23 protein-coding genes and 1 pseudogene are annotated in these 21,104 nt (G+C 69.9%); 15 read left to right on the top strand and 9 right to left on the bottom strand.

All coding sequences use genetic code 11. From position 1 onward, the window contains the following. Positions 1–98 precede the first annotated feature (98 nt). Complete coding sequence (gene hsdR, locus IE257_RS24875; protein ID WP_209468435.1) at positions 99–2,639, bottom strand: EcoAI/FtnUII family type I restriction enzme subunit R; 2,541 nt, start codon at positions 2,637–2,639, stop codon at positions 99–101. A gap of 200 nt (positions 2,640–2,839) precedes the next feature. On the opposite strand from hsdR, the gene IE257_RS24880 reads away from it, so the two are divergent. After that, a complete protein-coding gene (locus IE257_RS24880) occupies positions 2,840–3,178 on the top strand; it encodes a site-specific integrase (RefSeq protein WP_189972164.1) in 339 nt (112 codons plus the stop codon). Positions 3,179–3,396: 218 nt separating this feature from the next. Here IE257_RS24880 and IE257_RS24885 read toward each other — a convergent pair whose 3' ends face one another. The 3 genes from IE257_RS24885 to IE257_RS24895 all read right to left on the bottom strand — a co-directional run bounded on the left by IE257_RS24885 (position 3,397) and on the right by IE257_RS24895 (position 4,806). Then, entirely contained in the window at positions 3,397–3,660 is a 264-nt protein-coding gene (locus IE257_RS24885) for a type II toxin-antitoxin system RelE family toxin (protein WP_189972165.1), read from the bottom strand. Beyond that, entirely contained in the window at positions 3,653–3,922 is a 270-nt protein-coding gene (locus IE257_RS24890; RefSeq protein ID WP_030774626.1) for a type II toxin-antitoxin system Phd/YefM family antitoxin, read from the bottom strand. Before IE257_RS24890 ends, IE257_RS24885 begins: the two co-directional genes overlap by 8 nt. Before the next feature lie 269 nt (positions 3,923–4,191). Further along, positions 4,192–4,806, bottom strand: coding sequence for an antibiotic biosynthesis monooxygenase (locus IE257_RS24895; protein ID WP_189972166.1), 615 nt, complete (start codon positions 4,804–4,806; stop codon positions 4,192–4,194). A gap of 333 nt (positions 4,807–5,139) precedes the next feature. Here IE257_RS24895 and IE257_RS24900 point away from each other — a divergent pair, with 333 nt between their 5' ends. Beyond that, the gene (locus IE257_RS24900; RefSeq protein WP_189972167.1) at positions 5,140–5,286 is read left to right on the top strand and encodes a hypothetical protein; all 147 of its coding nucleotides are present in this window, start codon (positions 5,140–5,142) and stop codon (positions 5,284–5,286) included. A gap of 56 nt (positions 5,287–5,342) precedes the next feature. On the opposite strand, the gene IE257_RS24905 is transcribed toward IE257_RS24900, so the two are convergent. Next, a complete protein-coding gene (locus tag IE257_RS24905; protein ID WP_189972168.1) occupies positions 5,343–5,924 on the bottom strand; it encodes a Uma2 family endonuclease in 582 nt (193 codons plus the stop codon). A gap of 413 nt (positions 5,925–6,337) precedes the next feature. Here IE257_RS24905 and IE257_RS24910 point away from each other — a divergent pair, with 413 nt between their 5' ends. The 5 genes and pseudogenes from IE257_RS24910 to IE257_RS24930 all read left to right on the top strand — a co-directional run bounded on the left by IE257_RS24910 (position 6,338) and on the right by IE257_RS24930 (position 8,245). Then, positions 6,338–6,619: a type II toxin-antitoxin system Phd/YefM family antitoxin gene (locus IE257_RS24910; RefSeq protein WP_189972169.1), complete on the top strand. Its 282-nt coding sequence runs from the start codon at positions 6,338–6,340 to the stop codon at positions 6,617–6,619. Beyond that, positions 6,616–6,870, top strand: coding sequence for a Txe/YoeB family addiction module toxin (locus tag IE257_RS24915; protein WP_189972170.1), 255 nt, complete (start codon positions 6,616–6,618; stop codon positions 6,868–6,870). Before IE257_RS24910 ends, IE257_RS24915 begins: the two co-directional genes overlap by 4 nt. Positions 6,871–6,956: 86 nt before the next feature. After that, positions 6,957–7,220, top strand: a pseudogene (locus IE257_RS24920) (C-terminal helicase domain-containing protein); the annotation flags it as partial. A gap of 75 nt (positions 7,221–7,295) precedes the next feature. Continuing rightward, a complete protein-coding gene (locus tag IE257_RS24925) occupies positions 7,296–7,676 on the top strand; it encodes a PadR family transcriptional regulator (RefSeq protein ID WP_189972171.1) in 381 nt (126 codons plus the stop codon). After that, positions 7,673–8,245, top strand: coding sequence for a hypothetical protein (locus IE257_RS24930; RefSeq protein WP_189972172.1), 573 nt, complete (start codon positions 7,673–7,675; stop codon positions 8,243–8,245). The genes IE257_RS24925 and IE257_RS24930 overlap by 4 nt, the downstream gene beginning before the upstream one ends. Here the strand turns inward: IE257_RS24930 and IE257_RS24935 are convergent. Beyond that, positions 8,217–9,218 (bottom strand): SMP-30/gluconolactonase/LRE family protein, encoded by a 1,002-nt coding sequence (locus IE257_RS24935; RefSeq protein WP_189972173.1) that lies wholly within the window; start codon positions 9,216–9,218, stop codon positions 8,217–8,219. The genes IE257_RS24930 and IE257_RS24935 overlap by 29 nt on opposite strands. A 79-nt stretch (positions 9,219–9,297) precedes the next feature. On the opposite strand from IE257_RS24935, the gene IE257_RS24940 reads away from it, so the two are divergent. The 4 genes from IE257_RS24940 (at position 9,298) to IE257_RS24955 (ending at position 13,213) form a co-directional block, all read left to right on the top strand. Then, positions 9,298–9,735, top strand: coding sequence for a MarR family winged helix-turn-helix transcriptional regulator (locus tag IE257_RS24940; RefSeq protein WP_030385831.1), 438 nt, complete (start codon positions 9,298–9,300; stop codon positions 9,733–9,735). 137 nt (positions 9,736–9,872) lie between these two features. Further along, positions 9,873–11,183 (top strand): alpha/beta hydrolase, encoded by a 1,311-nt coding sequence (locus IE257_RS24945; protein ID WP_308279489.1) that lies wholly within the window; start codon positions 9,873–9,875, stop codon positions 11,181–11,183. A 234-nt stretch (positions 11,184–11,417) separates the two neighbouring features. Next, positions 11,418–12,431 carry an alpha/beta hydrolase gene (locus IE257_RS24950; RefSeq protein WP_229920644.1) on the top strand — a complete coding sequence of 338 codons (1,014 nt, stop codon included), beginning with the start codon at positions 11,418–11,420 and terminating at the stop codon, positions 12,429–12,431. Next, complete coding sequence (locus IE257_RS24955) at positions 12,428–13,213, top strand: trypsin-like serine peptidase (RefSeq protein ID WP_189972174.1); 786 nt, start codon at positions 12,428–12,430, stop codon at positions 13,211–13,213. Before IE257_RS24950 ends, IE257_RS24955 begins: the two co-directional genes overlap by 4 nt. A 7-nt stretch (positions 13,214–13,220) precedes the next feature. Here IE257_RS24955 and IE257_RS24960 read toward each other — a convergent pair whose 3' ends face one another. The 3 genes from IE257_RS24960 to IE257_RS24970 form a co-directional block, all read right to left on the bottom strand. Then, a complete protein-coding gene (locus IE257_RS24960) occupies positions 13,221–14,168 on the bottom strand; it encodes an EamA family transporter (protein WP_189972175.1) in 948 nt (315 codons plus the stop codon). Between the two features lie 45 nt (positions 14,169–14,213). Continuing rightward, positions 14,214–15,032: an isocitrate lyase/PEP mutase family protein gene (locus IE257_RS24965; protein ID WP_189972176.1), complete on the bottom strand. Its 819-nt coding sequence runs from the start codon at positions 15,030–15,032 to the stop codon at positions 14,214–14,216. Positions 15,033–15,342: 310 nt separating this feature from the next. Next, on the bottom strand, positions 15,343–16,455 hold the full coding sequence (locus tag IE257_RS24970; protein WP_189972177.1) for a threonine synthase: 1,113 nt from the start codon (positions 16,453–16,455) through the stop codon (positions 15,343–15,345). Positions 16,456–16,651: 196 nt separating this feature from the next. Here IE257_RS24970 and IE257_RS24975 point away from each other — a divergent pair, with 196 nt between their 5' ends. From IE257_RS24975 to IE257_RS24990, 4 genes are all read left to right on the top strand, one after another. Next, complete coding sequence (locus IE257_RS24975; protein WP_189972178.1) at positions 16,652–18,223, top strand: S8 family peptidase; 1,572 nt, start codon at positions 16,652–16,654, stop codon at positions 18,221–18,223. Between the two features lie 143 nt (positions 18,224–18,366). Next, the gene (locus IE257_RS24980) at positions 18,367–19,536 is read left to right on the top strand and encodes a DUF4190 domain-containing protein (RefSeq protein ID WP_189972179.1); all 1,170 of its coding nucleotides are present in this window, start codon (positions 18,367–18,369) and stop codon (positions 19,534–19,536) included. Between the two features lie 137 nt (positions 19,537–19,673). Beyond that, positions 19,674–20,426, top strand: a complete 753-nt coding sequence (locus tag IE257_RS24985) for a GntR family transcriptional regulator (protein WP_189972180.1) — start codon at positions 19,674–19,676, stop codon at positions 20,424–20,426. A 480-nt stretch (positions 20,427–20,906) separates the two neighbouring features. Further along, complete coding sequence (locus IE257_RS24990) at positions 20,907–21,092, top strand: SPOR domain-containing protein (protein ID WP_052873913.1); 186 nt, start codon at positions 20,907–20,909, stop codon at positions 21,090–21,092. The last annotated feature ends 12 nt before the right edge of the window (positions 21,093–21,104 follow it).

Consider the following 21,104-nt stretch of genomic DNA (forward strand, 5'->3'; position numbering starts at 1 on the left):
CAGCGTAGCAGCACTAAAAACACAAAGCTGGCTTTACTTCGATGTGCAATATCAACATCAAAGTAAAGCCAGCTTATACTCCTACGCCTCGCTGCACGTCAGACCGCAGTGAGTAGCCGGGCCGCCAGATCGTCGATGGCCTGATGTGCCTTACCCGGCTCTCCGAACCGGCTGGTCAGCTCCGCCACCCGTCCCATCTCGGTGAACGGCGGCACCCTGAGCGTCTCCACCTTCAGCTGCGGCGACCCCGACTCCTCGAACTTGAGGAGCATCGCTTCGAGCACCTCCTTGGCTCGAGGCCCGAAGGATTCCAGGAACTCCGCGTGCTCCCGGCGGAACCACGTCAGCCGTTCGTCCCGGCTCACCACGGCAAGCCCTTCCCAGGCTACGGACACCAGCAGGTCCACGGGGTCCACCTCGCGCATGCCCAACTCCTCGGGCAGACGCTCGACGTCGATCTGTGCCGACTTCAGCGCTGCCATGAGAACGGCACGGCTCTTCGCCTGCGCCCACTGAGTGCGCAACTGGGCGGGATCGAGATCGAGTTCCAGAACCCGGTCGTGCACCCACTGCTGCACGGTCACCAGTTGGAGTCGTTTTCCGTCGTCCTTGAGGATGTACCGCAGCTCACCCACCTTGTAGACGTCGACACCCTTGACCGTGAACCGGTTCCTGGAGCGGGAAAGAATCCTGTCGATCTCCTCGTCGTCGGTGATGTCGCCGTCCTGCGCTCCGGCCACGGAGTCTCCGTCAGCGTCGAAGACTCCGCCGTCCTGCTGGGTGTAGTCCGCCTGAGGCTCGGCGGCGGACTCGACGTCCGCGTCCGGCCCGGACTCAGGTGCAGGGGTCAGATCCTCCGAGTCCACCACCTCACCCTGATCATCGGTCCAGTCCCGGACCACCTTGAGCGGCGGTCCATCGAAGGCCGGATCGTCGAAGAGCCGCGACGCCTCGACGAAGTCGATGATGTCGAATGACTCCTTGCCGATCTCCGGGCAGAGTCGAGTGCCCCTGCCGATGACCTGCTTGAACTCCGGCATGGAGGCCATGCGCCGGAACAGCACCACGTTCCGCACGGGTGGCATGTCCACTCCCGTCGACAGCAGCTTCGACGTCACCGCGATGACCGGCTCGTTGCTGTCCGCCTTGCGGAACTCCTCCAGCGCCTCGCCGCCGTGCGAACCGTCGTCTCCGACGATGCGCCGCACGAAGTCCGGGAGCGCGGCGACCTCCTCGGGGGCGGAGTTGAACAACGCGGTCCGCATACGGGCCGCGTGGTCGTTGTTCTCGCAGAAGACGAGGGTCTTGCCGAGCCGCCCCTCCTCGGCCGTGGCGCGCAGATGGTCGAGGAGGTACCGCGCCGCCAACTCGGTCCGCTCGAGGATTACCATGACCCGTTCGTAGTCCTTGGGGCCGTAGAGATCCTCAGGGATCTCCCGGCCGTAGATGTCCTTCTCACCCGGCTGAGGCCGGTAGCCCTCCACGTCCACGTTCAGCCGGACCCTGCGCAGTCGGTACGGCGAGAGGAATCCGTCCTCGATACCGTCCTTGAGCGAGTACGTGAAGACGGGGTTGCCGAAGTACTCGTACGTGTCGGTCTTCCGCCTGTCATCGGCGACCGGCGTGGCTGTGAGGCCGATCTGCACAGCCGGCGAGAAGTGCTGGAGGATCCTCCGCCAGCGGCCGTCACTGGCGGCGCTCCCCCGGTGGCACTCGTCCACGATGACGATGTCGAAGTAGTCCTCCGGGTACTGCCGGTACAGCTCCTCTCCCGGTGCGCCCTGCTCCAGGGTCTGGTAGAGGGCGAAGTAGACCTTCCGACCGCGCTTGGCCTCGCCTCCCGTGATCTTGTGGACGTCGTCTTTCCCGAACACCTCTTGGAAGTAGCGGTCTTTGGGATCGTCAACGAGCATGTTGCGGTCCGCGAGGTACAGCACGCGTGGCTTCCGGCCGCCGAAGGCCTCGGGCGCGTTCATCAGCCGCGCCACCAGCTGGAGCGCGAGCATGGTCTTGCCTGTGCCCGTCGCCAGAACTAGCAGGATGCGCCGCTCGTCGCGGGCCAAAGCGGCCAAGGCCCTTGTTACGGCAACCCGCTGGTAGTAGCGCGGTCGCTGGGATGTGCTGTCGGAGTTGCGCAGCGTGTAGTCGTACGGGGTCGAGAGAAGTTGCTCGCCGAGCGGTGTGTCACTCACACCCTGTTCCTGAAGGAACCGCCCCCAGAGCTCCTGCGGGGAGGGGAAGTCCTGGATGTCCCGGATCACCGGCCGCTTCAGGTCGCTGAAGTCGATCTCCACGATCTCACGGCCGTTGGTGGCGTAGGCGAATCTCAGCCCCAACTTGCGCGCGTACCGTCGCGCCTGCTCGACCCCGTTCTCCACGCTGAGCCGGTATCGCTTGGCCTCCACCACGGCGATCGGAACGTCCGCGACGTACTCCAGGACGTAGTCGGCTACCAGTGGCCTTCCCTTGCGGTGACGCCTCTTGGTCGGCACGAGTTGCCCGTTGTTGATCCCGTACTGAGATCTGATCTGCCGGGCGGCCCACCCGGAGGCGGCGAGCGCCGGAAGGACGAAGCGCTTGCACGTCTCGTCCTCGCTCATCTGATACGAACCGAAGGTCATGGACCAGATGTACTGCATGTCTCTGACAATTGGGCCCGGGAGAGTGGAATCAGTCACCACTCCGGCCGGTTCGTCCCTTGAAAATGCCAGTTCAGTTGCATCGCAGGGGCCTGTCCGGGCTGACCGGCGGTGGTCATCCGCGCTTGTAGTTTGCATCGCGGACCGCCTCGAGGTCAGTCTGGGGCACCTTCTCTGCCCCGGGTCAGCCTGGCGCCGAGGTGATACCGTCCATCGCGTCCTACGGCTACCAGTTCGAGGAAGCACGCATCCTGGCCAGCCTGGTCGAGCTGGATGGCAAGGCCAAATACACGCCTCGTAGCCTGCAGCTCTTCTTCGCCTCCACCGCTCTGGCAAACGGTGTGCCGATCCACGAGGTGTCGCGCTGGCTGGGGCACTGTTCGGTCAAGACGGCGGCCGATATCCACGGGCATCTGCTGCCCGGCGCGTGCGAGCGCTGCCTGGAAGTCTTACAGCGCTCCATTCGGCCCGCGCCCCCGGACGTGATGTCCCTGCCGTCAGAGGAGGCGAGCTCGAGCGCCGGCAACCGAGCTGTGTAGGCGTACAAGGGCTGGCTGGCCTGCGTGGTGCTGGGATAGAACGCCCGTGCTGGGATGGCGCTGGGATGCCAACTGTAGAACCCACGTTTCCCCAGGTAGGAGCCCTGCACTACAGGTTCCGCTTCAACGTCTGATCCCGCGCCCAGAGGCGGCCTGACCTGCGAGGACGCGGGTCAGGCCGCTCTGCTGTCCGCAACAGTCCGCAGAACCGGGAGCAGCTACGTGTCGTAGACCGTGGAGCGGTGTCCGACGTGTACGACCCACACCACCAGCTCCCCGTTGTCGATCGTGTAGACGACACGGTAGTCGCCGACCCGTAGGCGGCGGCGCTCAGGCTGGGATACGAGTGCCGTGGTGTTGAAGCCGAAGGGGTCGCTCTCCAGCTCTGTCAGTTTGACCAGGATGCGAAGCGCCATGTCACGCGGGATCTTGCCCAGCTCGGCCTGGGCCTCGGGCCGGAACACCGTGCGATAGTCACTCACTGCGTGCCAGCGTCTCCCTCATCACGTCCTCGATCGGGACGCCGACGGCCGGGCTCGCCATGCGCTCGTCGATGATGCGGTTGATCTCGCGCTCTTCCCACTCCTGGTATTTGCGCAGCACCTCGATCGAGACCACGGCGGCGACCTGCTTTCCGCGACGGGTGATGACAGTGGGCACGTCGTCGCGGTCGGCCCGTTCGACGACTTCGGCCAAGTGAGCGCGTACGTCGCGGATGGACTCTATGGGCAGCGGCTGGGTCATGCCCTCAAGGGTACCGAGTGTGCCATGTGTACACAATCGGGGTTGCATGCACTCGTTGGGATGAGCCGCCGATTGGGAGGCTGATTCCGGGGACAGAGATCCCGCGGCTCTGCGGCGTGCAGGGCCCCCGCGTGCGAGCCACTCCCCCGGCCGATGGACTAATTTCGCAAGCATGCAGGTCGGAAGGGGTCGGACTCGTTGAGTTCGACCCATTCTGACATGCTCATGCTGACTTGTGCTGACTCGCGATCGCGGAAGCGGAGACAGGGTCAGGCGTGGGGTACCGCCGTGGCGAGGACCACCTCGAATTCCTCGAGGCTGCGGGTGGTTGCGCGAGCCTTCGCCGCGGCCTCTCCGCGGACCGCCGCGACGGCGCCACGGGATGCCACGAGTGCGTCGCGGTCGGCGTAGAGCGCGCCGGCAGCGGCTCTGCCCCCGTCGCGATCGATGAGCAGGGAGATGCCGGCCAGTCCGGGGACCTTCTGGACCTTGGGCAGTGAGGTGTCGCGGAACGTGTCCACCAGCAGGTCGATGTCGGCCGGCTCGACGTCCATGTGGACCAGCCGGAACCCCGCGTCCGGCCCGAGTTCCTCTGCGCGCCGGGCGACCGCCGCTTCCCAGTTGTCGACCGTCACGGTCTGCGCGAACGGCGCCATCATCTCGGCCCGCCGCTTGCTCAGGTTCTCGTAGCTGGCCTGCCGGGAGGCCTCGTCCTCCCACCACGATCCCACCAGGAGCTTGCCGAGCTCGCGGTCGGCGAACAGCCCCATCCCGCGAAAGCCCCGTTGCGCCGACAGCAGCGCCCGCCCGTCGGTCCGTAGCGCCTCGGCGACCCCGTCGAGCTCGGCCGGATCACCCGTTGCATAGATGCTGCGAACGTACATAGCGCCCTTTCCTGCCTTCCGGTGACCCCGCGCGGGCTCGTTTTCCCACTCCATGCGATGACCGGGGCGGATGGGGGGCAACGCGGCAGGGGCATTCAGGTGAAGAGGTGAGCCGTTGGCCCCTGCTGTTTCCCGTGCTGGGATGGTGCTGGGCATCTGATCACCCATCAGCCGTTCGGCTCGCCTGAAGGGCGCCGGTGCGCGGTCCAGCGGGGCGAGGAGACCGTGACGCTTCACGGTGCCGAGCCTGGCGCGCTACGGTCGAGTCCCTGGAGAGGGCTCTGAGGAAGACATTCCCGAGCCCACGTTGCGCGGTGGCTCAGGGACTCCTTCGTGCCTGCACCGCACCTCGTCTGGTTCGCGAGCGGCCTCGCCGTGGCGAACGGCGAGCAGGACCCGTGGCCGCTGCCGGCCGAGGGTGGGGACGAAGACATCGCGGCCGAGCTGCGCAGGCACCTCGACTCCGTCGAGACCTCGTAGCCAGTCCGCAGGCAGTCCGCCCTTCTGCATTCCCGTGCTGACTTGGTGCTGACTTTTCAGCTGCTTCGGGGCGGCGTGAGCTTGTCGAGGTCCAGGCTGACTTCGAAGGGCACGGGGCGCTGGAGGGTGCCGCGGAAGATGCCGGCGGGGGCGTATGCGCCGGTGGGTACGTCGAGCTCATAGACGTGGACGACGGGTGCGCCGTCCTCGTCCTCGATGCACCAGTAGTGCGGGATGCCGGCCTCCGCGTACTTGCGGAGCTTTACTGTGCGATCGCGATGGGCGGACTCGGGTGACACCGCTTCCACGACGAGCTTCACGTCTTCCGGGGCGTACCAGGTGCGGTCGGGGTCGTACGGCAGGTCTGTCAGTAGGAGGTCCGGCTCGGGGCGGTTGCGGGCATCCAGGCGGATCGTCATTTCGCGCTCGACCTCGAAGCCGGCCGGCGCCTGCGCCATGAGCGTGGTGGTCAGGGCGGTGACGAGGCGGCCGTGCCAGGACCGCTGGGGCGACATCACGAAGACGAGGGCTCCATCGATCAGCTCGGTGTGGCGGGGTGCCTCGGGGAGGCGGTCGAGGTCCTCCGCGAACCAGCCTTCGGCGCGCGGCGGGCGCATCCAGTCGGGCAGTGCGGTCATGGCTTCACGGTAGCGGCCCGCAGCTCAGGCTGGAGGGCCAACGATCTCGGCCGGATGATTTTCGGCAACTTTCGGCGCTGCAACCAGCCGCATCTCCATGGAGCCGCTGGGTGATGGCGGTGCTCTCACGTGATGGGTGACGTAATCCCGTGCTGATTCCGTGCTGACTTGGCCTGCTCAGAAGCATGTTTTCGCAGGTGAGAGCCCTGCACTGAACGTTCCGCTTCAACGTCTGAGCATGTGAATCAGCACCACGCAGCCCACCGGGCAAACGTGCAGCTCAGGCGGGCCCTCGGCTCTTTCTCGTGCTGGGACGGCGCTGGGACACCTGACCATCCATCAGCCGCTCCCCCTCCTGAAAGACGCCGGGAGTGGTACGTTATTAGGTACCACTTGATGGAAGAGGTCGGGACATGTCCATAACCGCGAGCGAAGCCCGCAGGGAACTCTTTCCGCTGATCAAGAAGGTCAACGAGAACCACGAGGCCATTGAGATCGTCTCCAAGCACGGCAATGCCGTGCTCGTCTCGGCCGAGGATTACGCTGCGCTGCGCGAGGGCTCGTACCTGCTGCGATCCCCGGCGAACGCTCGTCGGCTGCTCAAGGCCTACGAGAACGCCCTGGCCAACATCAACGTGTCGGAGCGCGAGCTGATCGATCCGGAGTCGGCGGGCGCTGGTACGGGTGCCGCGTGAGGCTTGTCTTCGAGGATCAGGGCTGGGAGGACTACACGTCCTGGCTCAAGAGCGACCGCAAGATGCTCGCCCGGATCAACAAGCTCATCGAGGACGTCAGGCGTGACCCGTTCTCAGGGATCGGCAAGCCCGAACCTTTGAAGTACCACCTGCCCGGGGTGTGGTCGCGGCGGATCGACGACGAGCATCGCCTCGTCTATCTGGTGACGGACAAGGGGATCGTCATCCTCGCTGCCCGGTATCACTACTGATCGCTGAGTGCTCGGTGTGTGCCGGGATGCCCTCCCGTGCTGAAACTCGGTGCTGACTTTTCAGCTGCTTCGGGGCGGCGTGAGCGGGTGGCGGCCAGGTGTTCGGTCCGATCTCGGGGAGCGTTCCGCCCGCCCGCCGTCAGCAGACGGTGGACGAGTTCGCGGCCGCGCCGGGCCATGCGGTGCTGGTGGCACAGATCGAGGCGGCCGGAGTGGGGCTCAACATGCAGGCCGCATCGGTCGTGATCATCTGTGAGCCCCGGGTCAAGCCGACCATCGAGAACCAGGCGGTGGCACGGGCCCGCCGGATCGTCGAGGAGGAGCAGGCGCGCCCGGGAACGGTCGACCGGCAGGACGACGCCGTGCCGTCGTGAGTCGTCCAATTACCTTGCGGTGCAAGGTAGTCGGCAACTATCTTGTACCACATGACAAAGGAGCCGACCGCGACCGGTGACCAGCGGCGCAGTCAGCTCCTGCGCGGAGTGCTCGACCTCTGTCTGCTGTCCCTCATCGCCGAACGGCCCCGCTACGGGTTCGAGTTCGCGCAGGCGCTCGCCGACGGCGGGCTCGACCTCGTCAGTGACGGCAGCATCTATCCGCTGCTCGCACGGATGGAGCGGGCGGGGCTCATCTCCTCGTACCGTGCCCCGTCGCCCAGCGGTGGCGCCCCGCGCAAGTACTACCGCCTGACCGAGGCGGGCCACGCCGAGCTGGACGGGGGCCGGGCCGACTGGCGGGCCTTCGTCGGGCCGGTGGGTCGGATCCTGGACGCCGGTACGCACTCCACGGGGGAACGCACACCATGACCAACGAGCAGATACTCGCCGCCTGCCGCAGCAACTGGGAGTATCGCGGGGTCGGCGACGCGGCGATGCGGGAGATGCTCGACGAGCTCTCCGCGCACCTGGAGGACGCGCAGGCCGCCGGGCGCACCGGGCACGACGTCGTCGGCCCGGACGTCCGGGCCTTCGCCGCGGCCTGGGCGCGCGAGCGCGCCCCGTTCGCCCGGCGGGCGCTGCGCACGCTGGCCATGGCCTGTTACGTGCTCGGCTGGCTGTTGCTCTTCGCCTACCTGGTGCGGTGGACCACCCGCGTGGACGTGACCCCCGACCGCATCGCCTTCTGGGTGACCCTCGGCGCGGCGACCGTCGCCTTCGAGCTGCGGCGGGGCAGCCTGCGCCTGTACCAGCGGTGGCTGCTCTCCCTCGTCGTCGGCCTGCCCGTGTTGTTCCTCGTCCGGTGGCTGGGCGGCGACGCGGTGGTGTTCACCCTCCCGCTGTGGGCCGCGCCGATCCTGCTGCTGCCGATGGTGCCCTACGCGGTCACCGACACCCGGGCCCGTCGGGTCACAGGCCGCGGACCGCGGCGACCGTGAAGGTGGTGGGGGTGCCCGAGTCGGGGGACATGGGGCCGCCCTTGTCGAACTGGGAGCGGACCACCAGTGTGCGGCCGGGGGTGTGCGCCAGGGTGGTGGGGATCTGCAGGGACGGGTCCGTGATCGTACGGGTCAGCCGCGCGCGGGTGCCGTTCGCGCCGAGCTGCCAGCGCGTCAGCGTGTTGGTGGTGTTGTGCGCCACGCGCAGGGTGCCGTCGGGGGACAGGTCGAGGCCGTCGGCGGCCTTCAGGTCGCCGCCGGTGAGGGCGACGCGGCGGACCGCGCCGGTGCGCAGGTCGACGCGGTAGAGGTCGCCCATCGGCATGTCCACGGTGAGGAGATAGCGGCCCGCCGGGTCGGAGACGATGCCGTTCAGGCTGAAGCCGCCCGCCGGCCGGGGACGCAGGGCCGGGGAGAGGTCGTAGGCCTCGGTCAGGACGCCGCTGCCGGTGGCCAGCTGCTGCGGGGTCACGCGGTAGATCACGCCGCGGACGCTGTCCGTGAGGTACGCGGTCCCGTCCGGGGCGATCGTCAGGTCGTTGATGAAGTGGGCCGGAGCTCCGGGGCCCTGCGCCACCTCGAAGTGGGCCAGGCGGGACCCGCCGGCGGTGTCGTAGACCGCCACACCGGCGGTGGAGTCGGTAACCCACAGGCGGCCGCGGGCATCGACCCGCAGGCCGTTCGCCGTGTGGCGGCCGTCGGTCCCGGAGGGCAGGAACACCTCCGCCTCGGGGCGGCCGGGACGGGCTCGGTAGACGGTGCCGTCCGCGTACGAGCCGACGTAGACCGTGTGCGTGCGGGGATCGGTGGCGATGCCCTCCGGGTAGACCTTCGCGCCGGGTATCGAGAAGGCCGTGGATATCCGGGGGCCACCGCCCGCCGGGTGCGGATCCTGCGCCTGTGCCGGGGCCGCTCCGAGGGTGAGGGCCGCGGCCAGGGTCAGGACGGCAGGCAGGAACGACTTCGTCTTCATCGGTGTCCTCTACTGAGTAGGTGAAGGCGAATGTATGTTAGAGCTCTAATGCATGCAAGGGTGGCCGTAGGATGCGGGCATGACCTCCATGGCCCCCGAGGAGCGCATCGGCTCTCACCTCAAGCGTGCTGAGCAGGCACTTCTCGCGGCGAAGAACGCGGCGTGCAAGCCGGCCGCAGTAACGGTTCCGCAGTACGCCGCGCTGCTCTGGCTCGCCGAGAAGCCCGGCATCTCGGCCGCCGCGCTCGCGCGCCTGTGCGGGGTGACGCCGCCGACCATGAACACCGTGCTGAAGAACCTCCAGGAGCGCGGGCTCATCGAGCGGACCCCGCACGAATGGCACCGCAACGTCCTGGAGACCCGGCTCACGGACGAGGGCCGTACGGTGATGGAGCTGGCGGACTCGGGCGCGGTGCGGGTGGAGCGGGCGCTCGCCGCCGCGTTCACCGGCGAGGAGCGGGAGTTGCTCATCGAACTGCTCGGGCGGTGTGCGGAGGTGCTCGACGCCCAGCGCTGAGACCGGCGGGCCCGCCGGGTTCCCTGGCATGATTTTGCTCTGTTTTGGAACTGTGCGGGGGTTTCGCACATCAGAACTAGGGGATGCCCAGCCGTTCTGCCCTTGGGGGGCAGTCATGACCGTTCGGAGCGAAGTCCGTGCACCAGTACCCGCAGCGCCCGCGGCCCGATGACCAGCCGTCGTACCCGGAGTACCCGCCCCCCGGGCAGGAGCACGGCCAGGGCCGTTATCAGGGCCCCTACCGAGGCCAACCCCAGGGCCAACCCCAGGGCCACCCTGAGGACTTCCCCGGATATCCGGGCCCGCCGCAGCAGCAGCCGCCGCACCAGTACCAGTACCAGCAGTCGGAGTCCGGTCCGGAGCCGGGGCGCGAGCCGCAGCCGCCGCGGCGCTCGCGGCGCCGAATATGGATCAGCGCGACGGTGGCCCTCGCGCTCCTGCTCGGCGGCGGCGGGTTCGCCGCCTGGAAGCTCGAATGGTTCTCCGGCAACGGCGAGGCCGTGAGCTTCGGGAAGAACGCCCCGCCCCCGGCCGCGGACAAGGCGGACCCGAGCGCACCCGCGACCGCCGCCAAGCCCAGCGGCGACCCGGACGTGCTCATGCCGACCGGCCCGAAGTCCGACTTCAAGCAGACCGCCAAGCTCGAAGACGGCACGATCATCGCCAAGACCCGCCTCACGGGCGCGAAGTCCGGCTTCGAGGGCAACGTCTGGGTGTGGGCGCCCAAGGAGTACGACGACCCGAAGTACGCCAAGAGCGCCTTCCCGGTCCTCATCTCGCTCCCCGGCGGCAATGGCTTCCCCGACAACTACTGGGCCGACCGCAGCCTCGGCCTCCAGAAGGCCATCACCGACGGCGCCAAGGCCGGCACCAGCCTGCCGTTCGTCGTGATCATGCCGCAGCTCAATCCGGACGCCAAGTACTACTACGACGGCTCCGACATCCCCGGCCAGGCCAAGATGGGCACGTGGATCGCCGAGGACATTCCGGACTTCGCCAAGGCCAACTTCCGTACGTACAAGTCCCGTGACGGCTGGGCCTTCATGGGCTCCTCCTCCGGCGCCTTCGTCGGCATGAAGACCGTCCTGCAGCACCCGGACCGGTTCAAGGCCGTGATCGCCAGCGGCGGCGAGATCGTCCCCGACTCCCCGCTGTGGAAGGGCCACCAGGCGGAGATGGACGCGAACAACCCGGAGAAGCTCGCCCAGAAGCTGATCGACACCAAGGGGCCCGAGGTCTACATCAACTTCCAGGTCGGCACCAAGGAGAGCGGGAAGGAGCGGATGACGAAGTTCCAGCAGCAGTACGGCAAGGGACCCGTCAAGACGACCATCCGCGACATCCAGAACGGTGAGCACAACGGCTGGCACTACGTCCGGGGCATGAAGGAAGGCTCCCTGGAGTGGGTCAGCAAGGTCCTCAAGGGGCCCAAGCCCGAAGCCGGCTGACCGGAGCGGCCGGCCGGTTTCGGCCGGCCGCGTGGTGCTCGCCACGTCACGCCCGTCCCAGGCAACCCATCCCGTCGTTCATACCTCTGTAAAGGGTGTAAGGGGGACCGATCGGTCCGACCCGCGCTCCTGGGTGAGCGCCGGAGAAGGAACGGGACAAAAACCGTGCAGCATGACCAGCAAGGCGACGGCAGCCCCATGACCGAGGGCGGCCGTCGCCCCCACCGCCTGCGCATGACTCTCATCAGTGGCTGCCTCGCGCTCACCCTCGCCGGGGGCGGAGCGGCAGCGTACAAATACGGCCTCTTCTCGGACATAGGGGATCCGGTCTCCTTCGGGAAGGTCCAGGAGAAGGCCGTCGCCGCCGCCGACGTGCCGCCCGAGGTGCAGATGCCGACCGGGCCGAAGGCCTCGTTCGTCCGTACCTTCCGGATGCCGGATGGCACCCAGATCGGCCGGGCCACCCTCACCGGCAAGAAGTCCGGCTTCACGGGCGACGTGTGGGTGTGGGTACCCAAGGAGTACGACGACCCGAGGTACGCCAAGAGCGGCTTCCCGGTGCTGATCTCCCTGCCCGGCGGCCGCGGCTACCCCACCAACTACTGGGGTACGGGTCCCGGCCTCGGCCTCCAGCAGGCCGTGAGCGACGGGGTCAAGGCCGGTACGAGCCTGCCCTTCATCCTGATCATGCCGGTGCACAACGCCGACACCAAGCACCACTTCGACGCCTCGGACATCCCCGGCCAGCCCAGGATGGGCACCTGGATGGTCGAAGACATCCCGGATTTCACGAAGGCCAATTTCCGGACCTTCACCTCCCGCGACGGATGGGCCTTCATGGGCTCCTCGGCGGGCGGATTCGGCGCCTTCAAGCACGTCCTGAAGCACCCCGACCGGTTCAAGGCCGCCATCGCGAGCGGGGTCGACATCGTCCCCGACTCCCCGCTGTGGCAGGGGAACACGCAGGCCATGGACGCGGACAATCCGGAGAAGCTCGCCGCGAAGCTGATCGCGGCGGGCGGTCCGGACGTCTACATCAACTTCCAGATCGGTACGGCGGAGAGCGGCCGCGACAAGGCCGAGAAGTTCATGAACGACTTCGGGAAGGGCCCCGTGCACACCTCGCTCCAGGTGATCCAGGATGGTGAGCACAACGGAAAGTCGTACGTGCGCGGTATGAGGGAGGGCTCCCTGGAGTGGATCAGCAAGGTGATGAAGGGACCGACACCCGATCCCGCCGTGCGATGAGCACGGTGGTGAAGGGGGCATCGGCCGCCGCCGTCGGGATCGCGGTGGTGTGCGCCGTCGCGTTCATCGAGGCGCCCGGCGAGCGGCCGGTGCTCCCCTTCCCCACCGTCGGAGTACTCATGGCGGGCGGCGAGCACTGGTGCACGGCGAGCGTCGTCGACAGCCCCGAGGGCAACGTCGTCGCCACCGCCGCGCACTGCGTGGCCCCCGCGGGCGAGGACGGCCGGCCGGGCGAGGTGGCCCACGACGGGCTGGCCATCGGCGAGCTCTCCTTCGCCCCGGCCTTCTCCGGCGAGGGCGCCGGCACCCAGCCGCTGGGGGTGTGGAAGGTCCGCTCGATCCACGTCGACGACCGCTGGACGAAATGGGGCGAGGACACCGCCGACTTCGCCTTCCTCACCATCGAGCCGGACGAGGACGGGCGCAGCGTCCAGGAGGCGGCCGGCGGCGCCGAGGCCCCGAAGCCCGAATGGACCTCCGGGTACGAGCGGGACGTGACCGTCGTCGGCTACCCGGAGTCCGAGCACAATCCGCAGAACAAGCCCGTCTCCTGCACGACACAGACCCGCCACGACGAGGACGACCCCGACATGCTCTACATGAGCTGCGCCGGGTTCTGGACGGGGACCAGCGGCAGTCCCTGGATCGCCGACCGGGGCGGGCCGGACCGGGCCGGGCGGCTCATCGGGGTGCTGAGCGGCGGGGACACGGACGTGGACTCCACGGCCGCGCTGTTCGACGAGCACGCGAAGGCCCTGTACGAGCGGGCCGCGGGCGGCTGAGCGCGCCCTACTTCTTTCCGCGCTCCGTACTGACGATCACGCCCACCGCCGCCACGACGATTCCGCCACCGACCAGGATGGGCCAGGTCAGGGCCTCGTCGAGGATCAGCGCACCGAGCGCGACGGCGACGACCGGATTGACGTACGCGTACGTGGACACCAGCGACAGCGGTGCGGCCCGGAGCAGCCACACGTACGCCGTGAACCCGACCAGCGAGCCGATCAGGGCCAGGTAGCCCAGGGCCAGCCAGGAGGCGGTGGAGAACGCCGCCGGGTCCAGGCCGCGATGCTCGCCGCGCAGCAGTCCGACGGCCATGTCGGCGATTCCGCCCGCGAGCATCTGGTAGGCGCTGCCCGTGAACGGATTGGCCGGCAGCTCCAGCCTCGCCGCCGAGAACGAGCCCAGCGACCACAGGACGGAAGCCGCCAGCACCAGCAGCACTCCCGACAGCCGCACCGCCCCGCTGAGCCCGGGGCCGGTCAGCACCGCGAGCCCGGCGAGGCCCACCAGCACTCCGCCCAGGGTGCGCCGCGGGGGCCGGTCCCCGGTGCCGGCCCGGAGCACCACCACCCACATCGGCACCGCCGCCACCAGGAGTGCGGCGAGGCCGGACGGTACCGAGGTCTCGGCGAGGGCGACCAGGCCGTTCCCGCCGAGGACCAGCATCAGACCGACCAGGGCCGCCGAGCCGAGCTGCGCGCGGGTGGCGCGCAGCGCGGACGGACCGTACCGCCAGGCGACGACGGCGGCCAGCAGCAGGCCGGCGGTGATGAAGCGGGCTCCGGCGGAGAGCAGGGGCGGCATGGTCTCGACGACGACGCGGATGCCGAGGTAGGTCGAGCCCCAGACCACGTAGACGACGCAGAGGGCGGCCCAGACCGCGCCGGATGTCCTGCCGCGCGCGGTGGCGGCGGCCGCGGCGGCCTTGCCGTCCACGGGAGTCGGGGTGCTCATGTCCGGATCCTAGGGTCGCCGGGCCCCGCGGGGCCTGCGGGTATCTCAGCCCTTGAGCAGGCTGTTCAGTTCGCCGTACGGGAGGGAGTCCGCGAGCGCCCCGTACGTCCCCTCGGAGATCAGCTCCTCGGCGGCGCGGCGGACCAGGGCGTACGCGGCTTCGGCGACCCAGGAGCCGAGGCTCACCCGGGACACGCCGAGGGCGCCGAGGGCGGCGACGGTCGGGGCGTCGGGGCCGAGCAGGATGTTGAGGGGCGCGTCGATGCCCTTGGCCAGCTCGGCGACGGTGTCCGGGTCGAGGACGCCGGGCACGAAGATGCCGGTGGCTCCGGCACGGAGGTAGGCGGAGGCGCGGGCGAGGGTGTCGTCCAGGCGGGTGGCGCTCTCGCCGAAGCCGCGGAGGTAGGTGTCGATGCGGGCGTTGATGTAGAGGGGGACCCCGGCGGCGTCGGCCGCGGCGCGGGCCGCGGCCAGGCGCTCGATCTGCTCGGCGGGGTCGCGGTGGCCGTCCTCGATGTTGATGCCGACCGCCCCGGCGGCGATGACCCCGGTGACGGTCTCGCCCACGGCGGCCGGGTCGGCGCCGAAGCCGCCCTCGATGTCGGCGGTGACGGGGACGGAGACGGCGGAGACCACGCGGGCGACGAGGTCGAGCGCGCGGTCGCGGGCGAGCGCGTCGCCGTCGGGGGACCCCAGGGACCAGGCGACGCCGGCGCTGGTGGTGGCCACGGCGGGGGCGCCGGTGGCCTCGACGATGCGGGCGCCGGCGACGTCCCACGCGTTGGCGAGGGCGAGGGGGGCGGTGGGGGTGTGCAGGGCCGCGAACGCGGTGGCCCTGGCGGCGAGAGCAACGTTGGTGGTCATGGGGCCAGTTCACCAGACGTGGTCCGGCCGGGCTCGCGGATTTCCGACATGTAGGTGCGGGGTGCGGGGTGCGGGTGCGTGGTGCGGGTGCGCGGCGTGTCGGCGCGGGGGCGGGTGCGGCGCCGTTGCCGGGGCGCTGCCCCGGACCCCGCGCCTCAAACGCCGGCGGGGCTGGGAGGGGACCGGCGGGGCCGGGGAGGGTACCGGCGGGGCCGGGGAGGGTACCGGCGGGGCCGGGAGGGGACCGGCGGGGCCGGGAGGGTACGGGCGGGCTGGGATGCGGGCGGTGGTGCCGGAGGTTGTGGGTCGGTCAGGGGGCCAGGCCGGTTTTGGCGCCTGCGCCGCAGAGGGGGAGGACTGCCGTGCGGCCCTGGAGGGGGTCGCCGGGGGCCGAGGGGCCCACCGCGGCCCAGCAGGCGGCCGCCGTCGGCTCGACGAAGAGGCCGCGGCCGGCCAGGTCCCGCTGGGCCTCGCGCAGCAGGGAGTCGGGGACGGTCAGGAAGGTGCCGCCGGACTTGCGGACCGCGGCCAGGATCTGGCGGGCGCGGGGCGGTGCCGGGATGGCGATGCCCTCGGCCAGGGTCGGCCGTTGCTCCACCGGATCGGCGTCCTCCGCGCCCGCCGCGAACGCCTGGGCCAGCGGGGCCACGGCCTCCGCCTGGACCGCGATCAGGGCCGGCGGCCTGACCCCGCGCCGGGCCAGCTCCTCCACGGCCAGCGCCGCCCCGAGCAGCAGGGTGCCGTTGCCGACGGGGACCACCAGCGCCTCCGGGAGCCGGCCGCCCAGCTCCTCCCACACCTCGTACACGTACGTCTTGGTCCCGTGCAGGAAGTACGGGTTGAACACGTGGCTCGCATAGAAGACCCCGGGCGCGTCCGCCGTCGTACGGGCGGCCTGCGCCGCGGCCTCGCGACCGCCAAGGACCACGCGGACCGCCGCCCCGTGTGCCCGCATCTGTGCCGTTTTCTTCTCCGACGTGCCCTCGGGCACGAAGACTTCGCACTCCAGCCCGGCCCGTGCGCAGTACGCGGCCACCGACGTCCCGGCGTTGCCGCTGCTGTCCGCGACGACCCGCGCCGGGGCGAGTCGCCGGGCGAGTTCCACGAGCATCACGGCACCGCGGTCCTTGAAGGACAGGGTGGGCATCAGGAAGTCGAGCTTGGCGTGAATCCGCTCCGCCAGCGGGACCAGCGGAGTGTGTCCCTCCGCCAGCGAGACGCCGAACGCCCCCGACAGGGGCAGCACGGACCCGTACCGCCACAGCGAATTCGGTCCCCCGGCGGGGTCCAGCACCGCGGCCGGGTCCGGCGTGAAATCGAGGTCCCAGGGCCCGCCGCAGACGGGGCACCCCCAGGGAGCAGTCCGGACGTCCGCGCGTGTACCGTCCTCTGAGCAGACGTAACCGGGGGGTGCGTGCGTCATGTGTGGAGCACCTTCGCTCGATCATGGCCGGTGTATGGCACGGATGTTACGCGTCCGTTCTTCCCTTCTGGACGCTCCGGGCGTGGGTCAACCGTTCGGAGTCGGCAGCCCGTTGGGCCGTCCGGGTTGTCATGGCCACGCTTTCGCGGCGCCGCCGCACCCCTCGCATTGCACCACTTAGGAGGAGGACCGTCACATGCCCGTGATGCGTCACACACGCCGGAGATTCGCCGGCATCAGCGCGACCGCGGTCGTGGCCCTCGCGCTCGGATCGGCTTCCGCGCTTCCCGCGTCGGCGGTCGGCGTCGGTGCACCGGGCGTCATCCAGAACGCCGGAGCCCCGGGGTCCATACCCGGCAGCTACATCGTGACCCTGAAGGACTCCGCGGCCCGCTCCACCGCCCCGAGCGGAAAGGCCGTCGCGAAGCGCTACGGCGCGAAGATAGACAAGACCTACAGCGCAGCCCTCAACGGCTACGCGGTCAAGGTCTCCGAGGCGCAGGCCAAGAAGCTCGCCGCGGACCCGGCGGTCAAGTCGGTCGTGCAGAACCGCACCTTCACCGTCAGCACCACCCAGCCGTACCCGCCGTCCTGGGGCCTGGACCGTGTCGACCAGGGCGCGCTGCCGCTGAACCAGAGCTACACCTACCCGGACAAGGCCGGTGAGGGCGTCACCGCCTACATCATCGACACCGGTGTCCGCATCACCCACCAGGACTTCGGCGGCCGTGCCTCCAACGGCTACGACGCCATCGACAACGACTACACCGCCCAGGACGGCCACGGCCACGGCACGCACGTGGCCGGTACGGTCGCGGGCGGCTCGTACGGCGTGGCCAAGAAGGCGAAGATCGTCGGTGTCCGCGTCCTCGACAACAGCGGCCACGGCACCACGGCCCAGGTCGTCGCGGGCATCGACTGGGTGACGCGCAACGCCGTCAAGCCGGCCGTGGCCAACATGTCGCTCGGCGGCGGCGCGGACTCCGCGCTCGACGCGGCGGTGCGCAACTCCATCGCCTCCGGCATCACCTACGCCGTGGCCGCGGGCAACGAGTCCACCGACGCCTCCAAGAAGTCCCCGGCGCGTGTCACCGAGGCCATCACGGTCGGCGCCACGACCAGCACCGACGCCCGGGCGGGCTACTCCAACTACGGCTCCGTCCTGGACATCTTCGCGCCGGGCTCCGCCATCACCTCCGCGTGGGGCACCGGCGACACCGCGACCAACACGATCAACGGCACCTCGATGGCCACGCCGCACGTCGCGGGCGCGGCCGCCGTGTACCTCTCGCAGAACCCGGCGAGCACCCCGACCCAGGTGGCCACGGCCCTGGTGGGCTCTTCCACCCCGAACGTGGTGAGCGGCGGCGGTACGGGTTCCCCCAACCGCCTGCTCCACGTCGTCACCCAGGGCCCCGTGCCGCCGGGCAAGCGCTTCGAGAACACCGCCGACCAGGCGGTGGGCGACAACGCGACCGCCGAGTCGTCGATCACCGTCAGCGGTGTCGTCGGCAACGCCCCGTCGGCGCTGCAGGTCCCGATCGACATCAAGCACACGTACATCGGTGACCTCAAGGTGGACCTGGTCGCGCCCGACGGCAGCGTCTACACGCTGCACAACCGTGCCAACGGCGGCGACGACAACATCATCAGGACCTTCACCGTGAACGCCTCCGCGGAGACGGCCAACGGCATCTGGAAGCTGCGCGTGAACGACAACTCGGTGGGCGACACCGGGAAGATCGACTCCTGGGCGCTCCAGTTCTGAGCCGACGGGTTCCGCACTGACGGACTTGGGCAACAGCGGGGGTGACCGACCAGTCGGTCACCCCCGCTGCGTACTATTTCGCGCATTCGTTCGCGCCCCGCGGGGCGCGCCCCGCGATGCCCCCTGCGATGGAGTCCACGCCCGTGAGCACCCCGCCGACCCCTCCTCCCGGACCGGGCCACTCCTGGCCCCCGCCGCCCCCGCAGCAGGGCTGGGGCACGCCGCCCGGCTACGGACAGCATCCGCCGGCGCTCAACGGCTTCGCGCTCGCCTCGCTCCTCTCCGGCCTGCTCTGCTTCCCGCCGCTCGGCATAGCCTTCGGCATCGCGGCCCTGGTGCAGATCGCGAAGAAGGGGGACCGGGGCAAGGTCATGGCGATCACCGGCCTGGTGGTCTCGGTGCTGATGACCGGCGTCCTGGCCCTCACCGCGGAGCGGGTGCTCGCGGCCGTCGACGACCGGGTCGACCCACTGAGCGAGTACGCCGACGTCGAGGGCGACCTCACGGACCTGAGCGACCTGAGGGTGGGCGACTGCTTCAACGTCCCCGGCGGGGACCTGATCGACGAGCGGCCCGTGACGTACCGGATCGACTGCGCGCAGGTGCACCACGGTGAGGTCACCGCGTCGAAGGTCCTGGAGACGGCGGACGGACCCGAGTCGGGCGGGTCCGACCGGGACTCCGAGGACGCGTGCTGGAAGGCCCAGGACGAGTACGCGATGGACACGTGGGCGCTGCCCGAGTACGCGGAGATGTTCTACTACGCGCCCTCGCGCCAGTCCTGGCGCCAGGGGGACCGGGCGCTGCTCTGCGTGATCGGTACGGCCGACGAGGAGTGGCGGGGCAGCCTGCGCCGCGACGCCGGGATGCTGAAGCCCGAGCAGTCGGCCTTCCTGAGGGCCGCCAACGCGGTCGAGTTCGTCATGAGCCGGCCCCCCGAGGACGACGTGGAGGACGCGCTGCCCCAGTACCAGGAGTGGGCGCGGGCGGTGAACGCGGCGCTGGGCACCGAGGCGAAGCTGCTGCAGGGGGACGTGACGCGGGCGGGACTGGAGAAGGCGGCTCAGGCGCAGCTCAAGGAGATCGAGGCGGCGCGCGTCCAGTGGCAGCGGGCCGCGCAGGCGAAGACGGCGCAGGAGTTCGACCGGCAGTGGGACCGGGCGCTCGCCGCGATGTCGGTGGAGACGGAGAAGGAACTGCGCGGCGCGTACGGGCTTTCGACGGTGATCCCGCAGTGGTTGCAGGACAGCCAGGGCGACCTGGAGGAGCGGGACGACGGATCCCTCGACGGCCCCTCGTCCGGGGCGGCGTGACGTCGCCCGCGTAACGCACGGTAACGGGTTTGAGTGACCTGGCTTCATCACTTCGAGTGAAACTCTGGCCCTTGCTTGCGGTCTTCAACCGTCGGTTGCCAGGGTGTAGCTGTCTGTCAACCTGATGGGAGTGGCCAGTGACTTTCGGTGAGCAGCCGGCCTATCTGCGCGTGGCCGGGGACCTACGACGGAAGATCGTCGACGGTTCTCTGCCCCCGCACGCCCGGCTCCCCTCTCAGGCCCGCATCCGTGAGGAGTACGGGGTCTCCGACACCGTGGCCCTGGAGGCGCGCAAGGTCCTCATGGCGGAGGGGCTGGTCGAGGGCCGGTCAGGATCCGGTACGTACGTACGGGAGCAGCCGGTCCCGCGGCGGGTCGCCCGCGCCGGGTACCGCACGGGCGGCGCCTCGACGCCGTTCCGGCAGGAGCAGGCCGACGCGGGCGCGCGCGGCACCTGGGAGTCGAGCAGCGAGCAGGCGGGCGCGCCGGCGGAGATCGCCAAGCGGCTCGGCATCGAGCCGGGCGAGCGGGTCATGCGCACGCGGTACGTCTTCCGCGACGCCGGGGAGGCCATGATGCTCTCGACCTCCTGGGAGCCGCTCGCCGTCACCGGCCGGACCCCCGTGATGCTGCCGGAGGAGGGGCCACTGGGCGGCTCCGGGGTGGTCGACCGGATGGCCGCGATCGACGTCGTCGTGGACAACGTGGTGGAGGAGGTCGGCGCGCGGCCCGGACTGGCGGAGGAGATCATGCTCCTCGGCGGGGTCCCCGGGCATGTGGTGCTGGTGATCGGCCGCACCTACTACGCGTCCGGCCGGGCGGTGGAGACGGCCGACGTGGTGGTCCCGGCGGACCGCTACCGCCTGGCGTATCACCTTCCGGTGCGCTAGGCCGTCTCTTCAGGACTTGTCGGCCGGGCCCGCGGCCCGGCCGACAAGTCGGCAGGTGAACCCCCGGGCGTCGGCCGGGGGTTCACGCGCGCCCGGCGCACCGCCGTCCACCCGGCGGGTTTCGGCGCGATGGTGATCGGTTCCGCCGCCCCGGTCCCCGCTTCCCCGGACCGTTCGGTCCGCATGCCGGGACCCGCGCCCCGCTCGTCGCGGCCCGGCCGGCCCCGCCCGCCCCGCCGCCTTCTCGGCGCCACCTGCGCGGACGCCCCGCGTCCGGCGGCGCGACGGCCCCGCCCGGGCCCTCGGTGCGCCCCGCTCGAACCGGCGCGCACGGCCCACTCGTACGCATGGCCGGATGCGTACGCCTGTGAGGTACCTCTTCGTGAAAAACCGTATCCGCTCCGTAAAGGTCGGGCGTAAGCTCGGGCATATGCGCAATGCGGTTTCCCGGGCAGATACGTCGGCGGAGGGTGAAACGCGATGAACGACAGCGGTGCCCTGCTTCCGTGGCTGGTCATACGTGAGGACGACAACGGCAACCGCTACCGGGTGGGCCGGTACGCCACCCGGGCCGAGGCCCAGAAGGTCGCCGACAGTCTCGACGACCGAGGACACAAGCAGCTCTACTGGGTCGAGCGGATGGGTCAGACCGCCACGATGAACTGAGCGCGCTGGCAT

The sequence above is a fragment of the Streptomyces avidinii genome (assembly GCF_014650695.1).
In the GTDB taxonomy this organism is placed as follows: domain Bacteria; phylum Actinomycetota; class Actinomycetes; order Streptomycetales; family Streptomycetaceae; genus Streptomyces; species Streptomyces avidinii.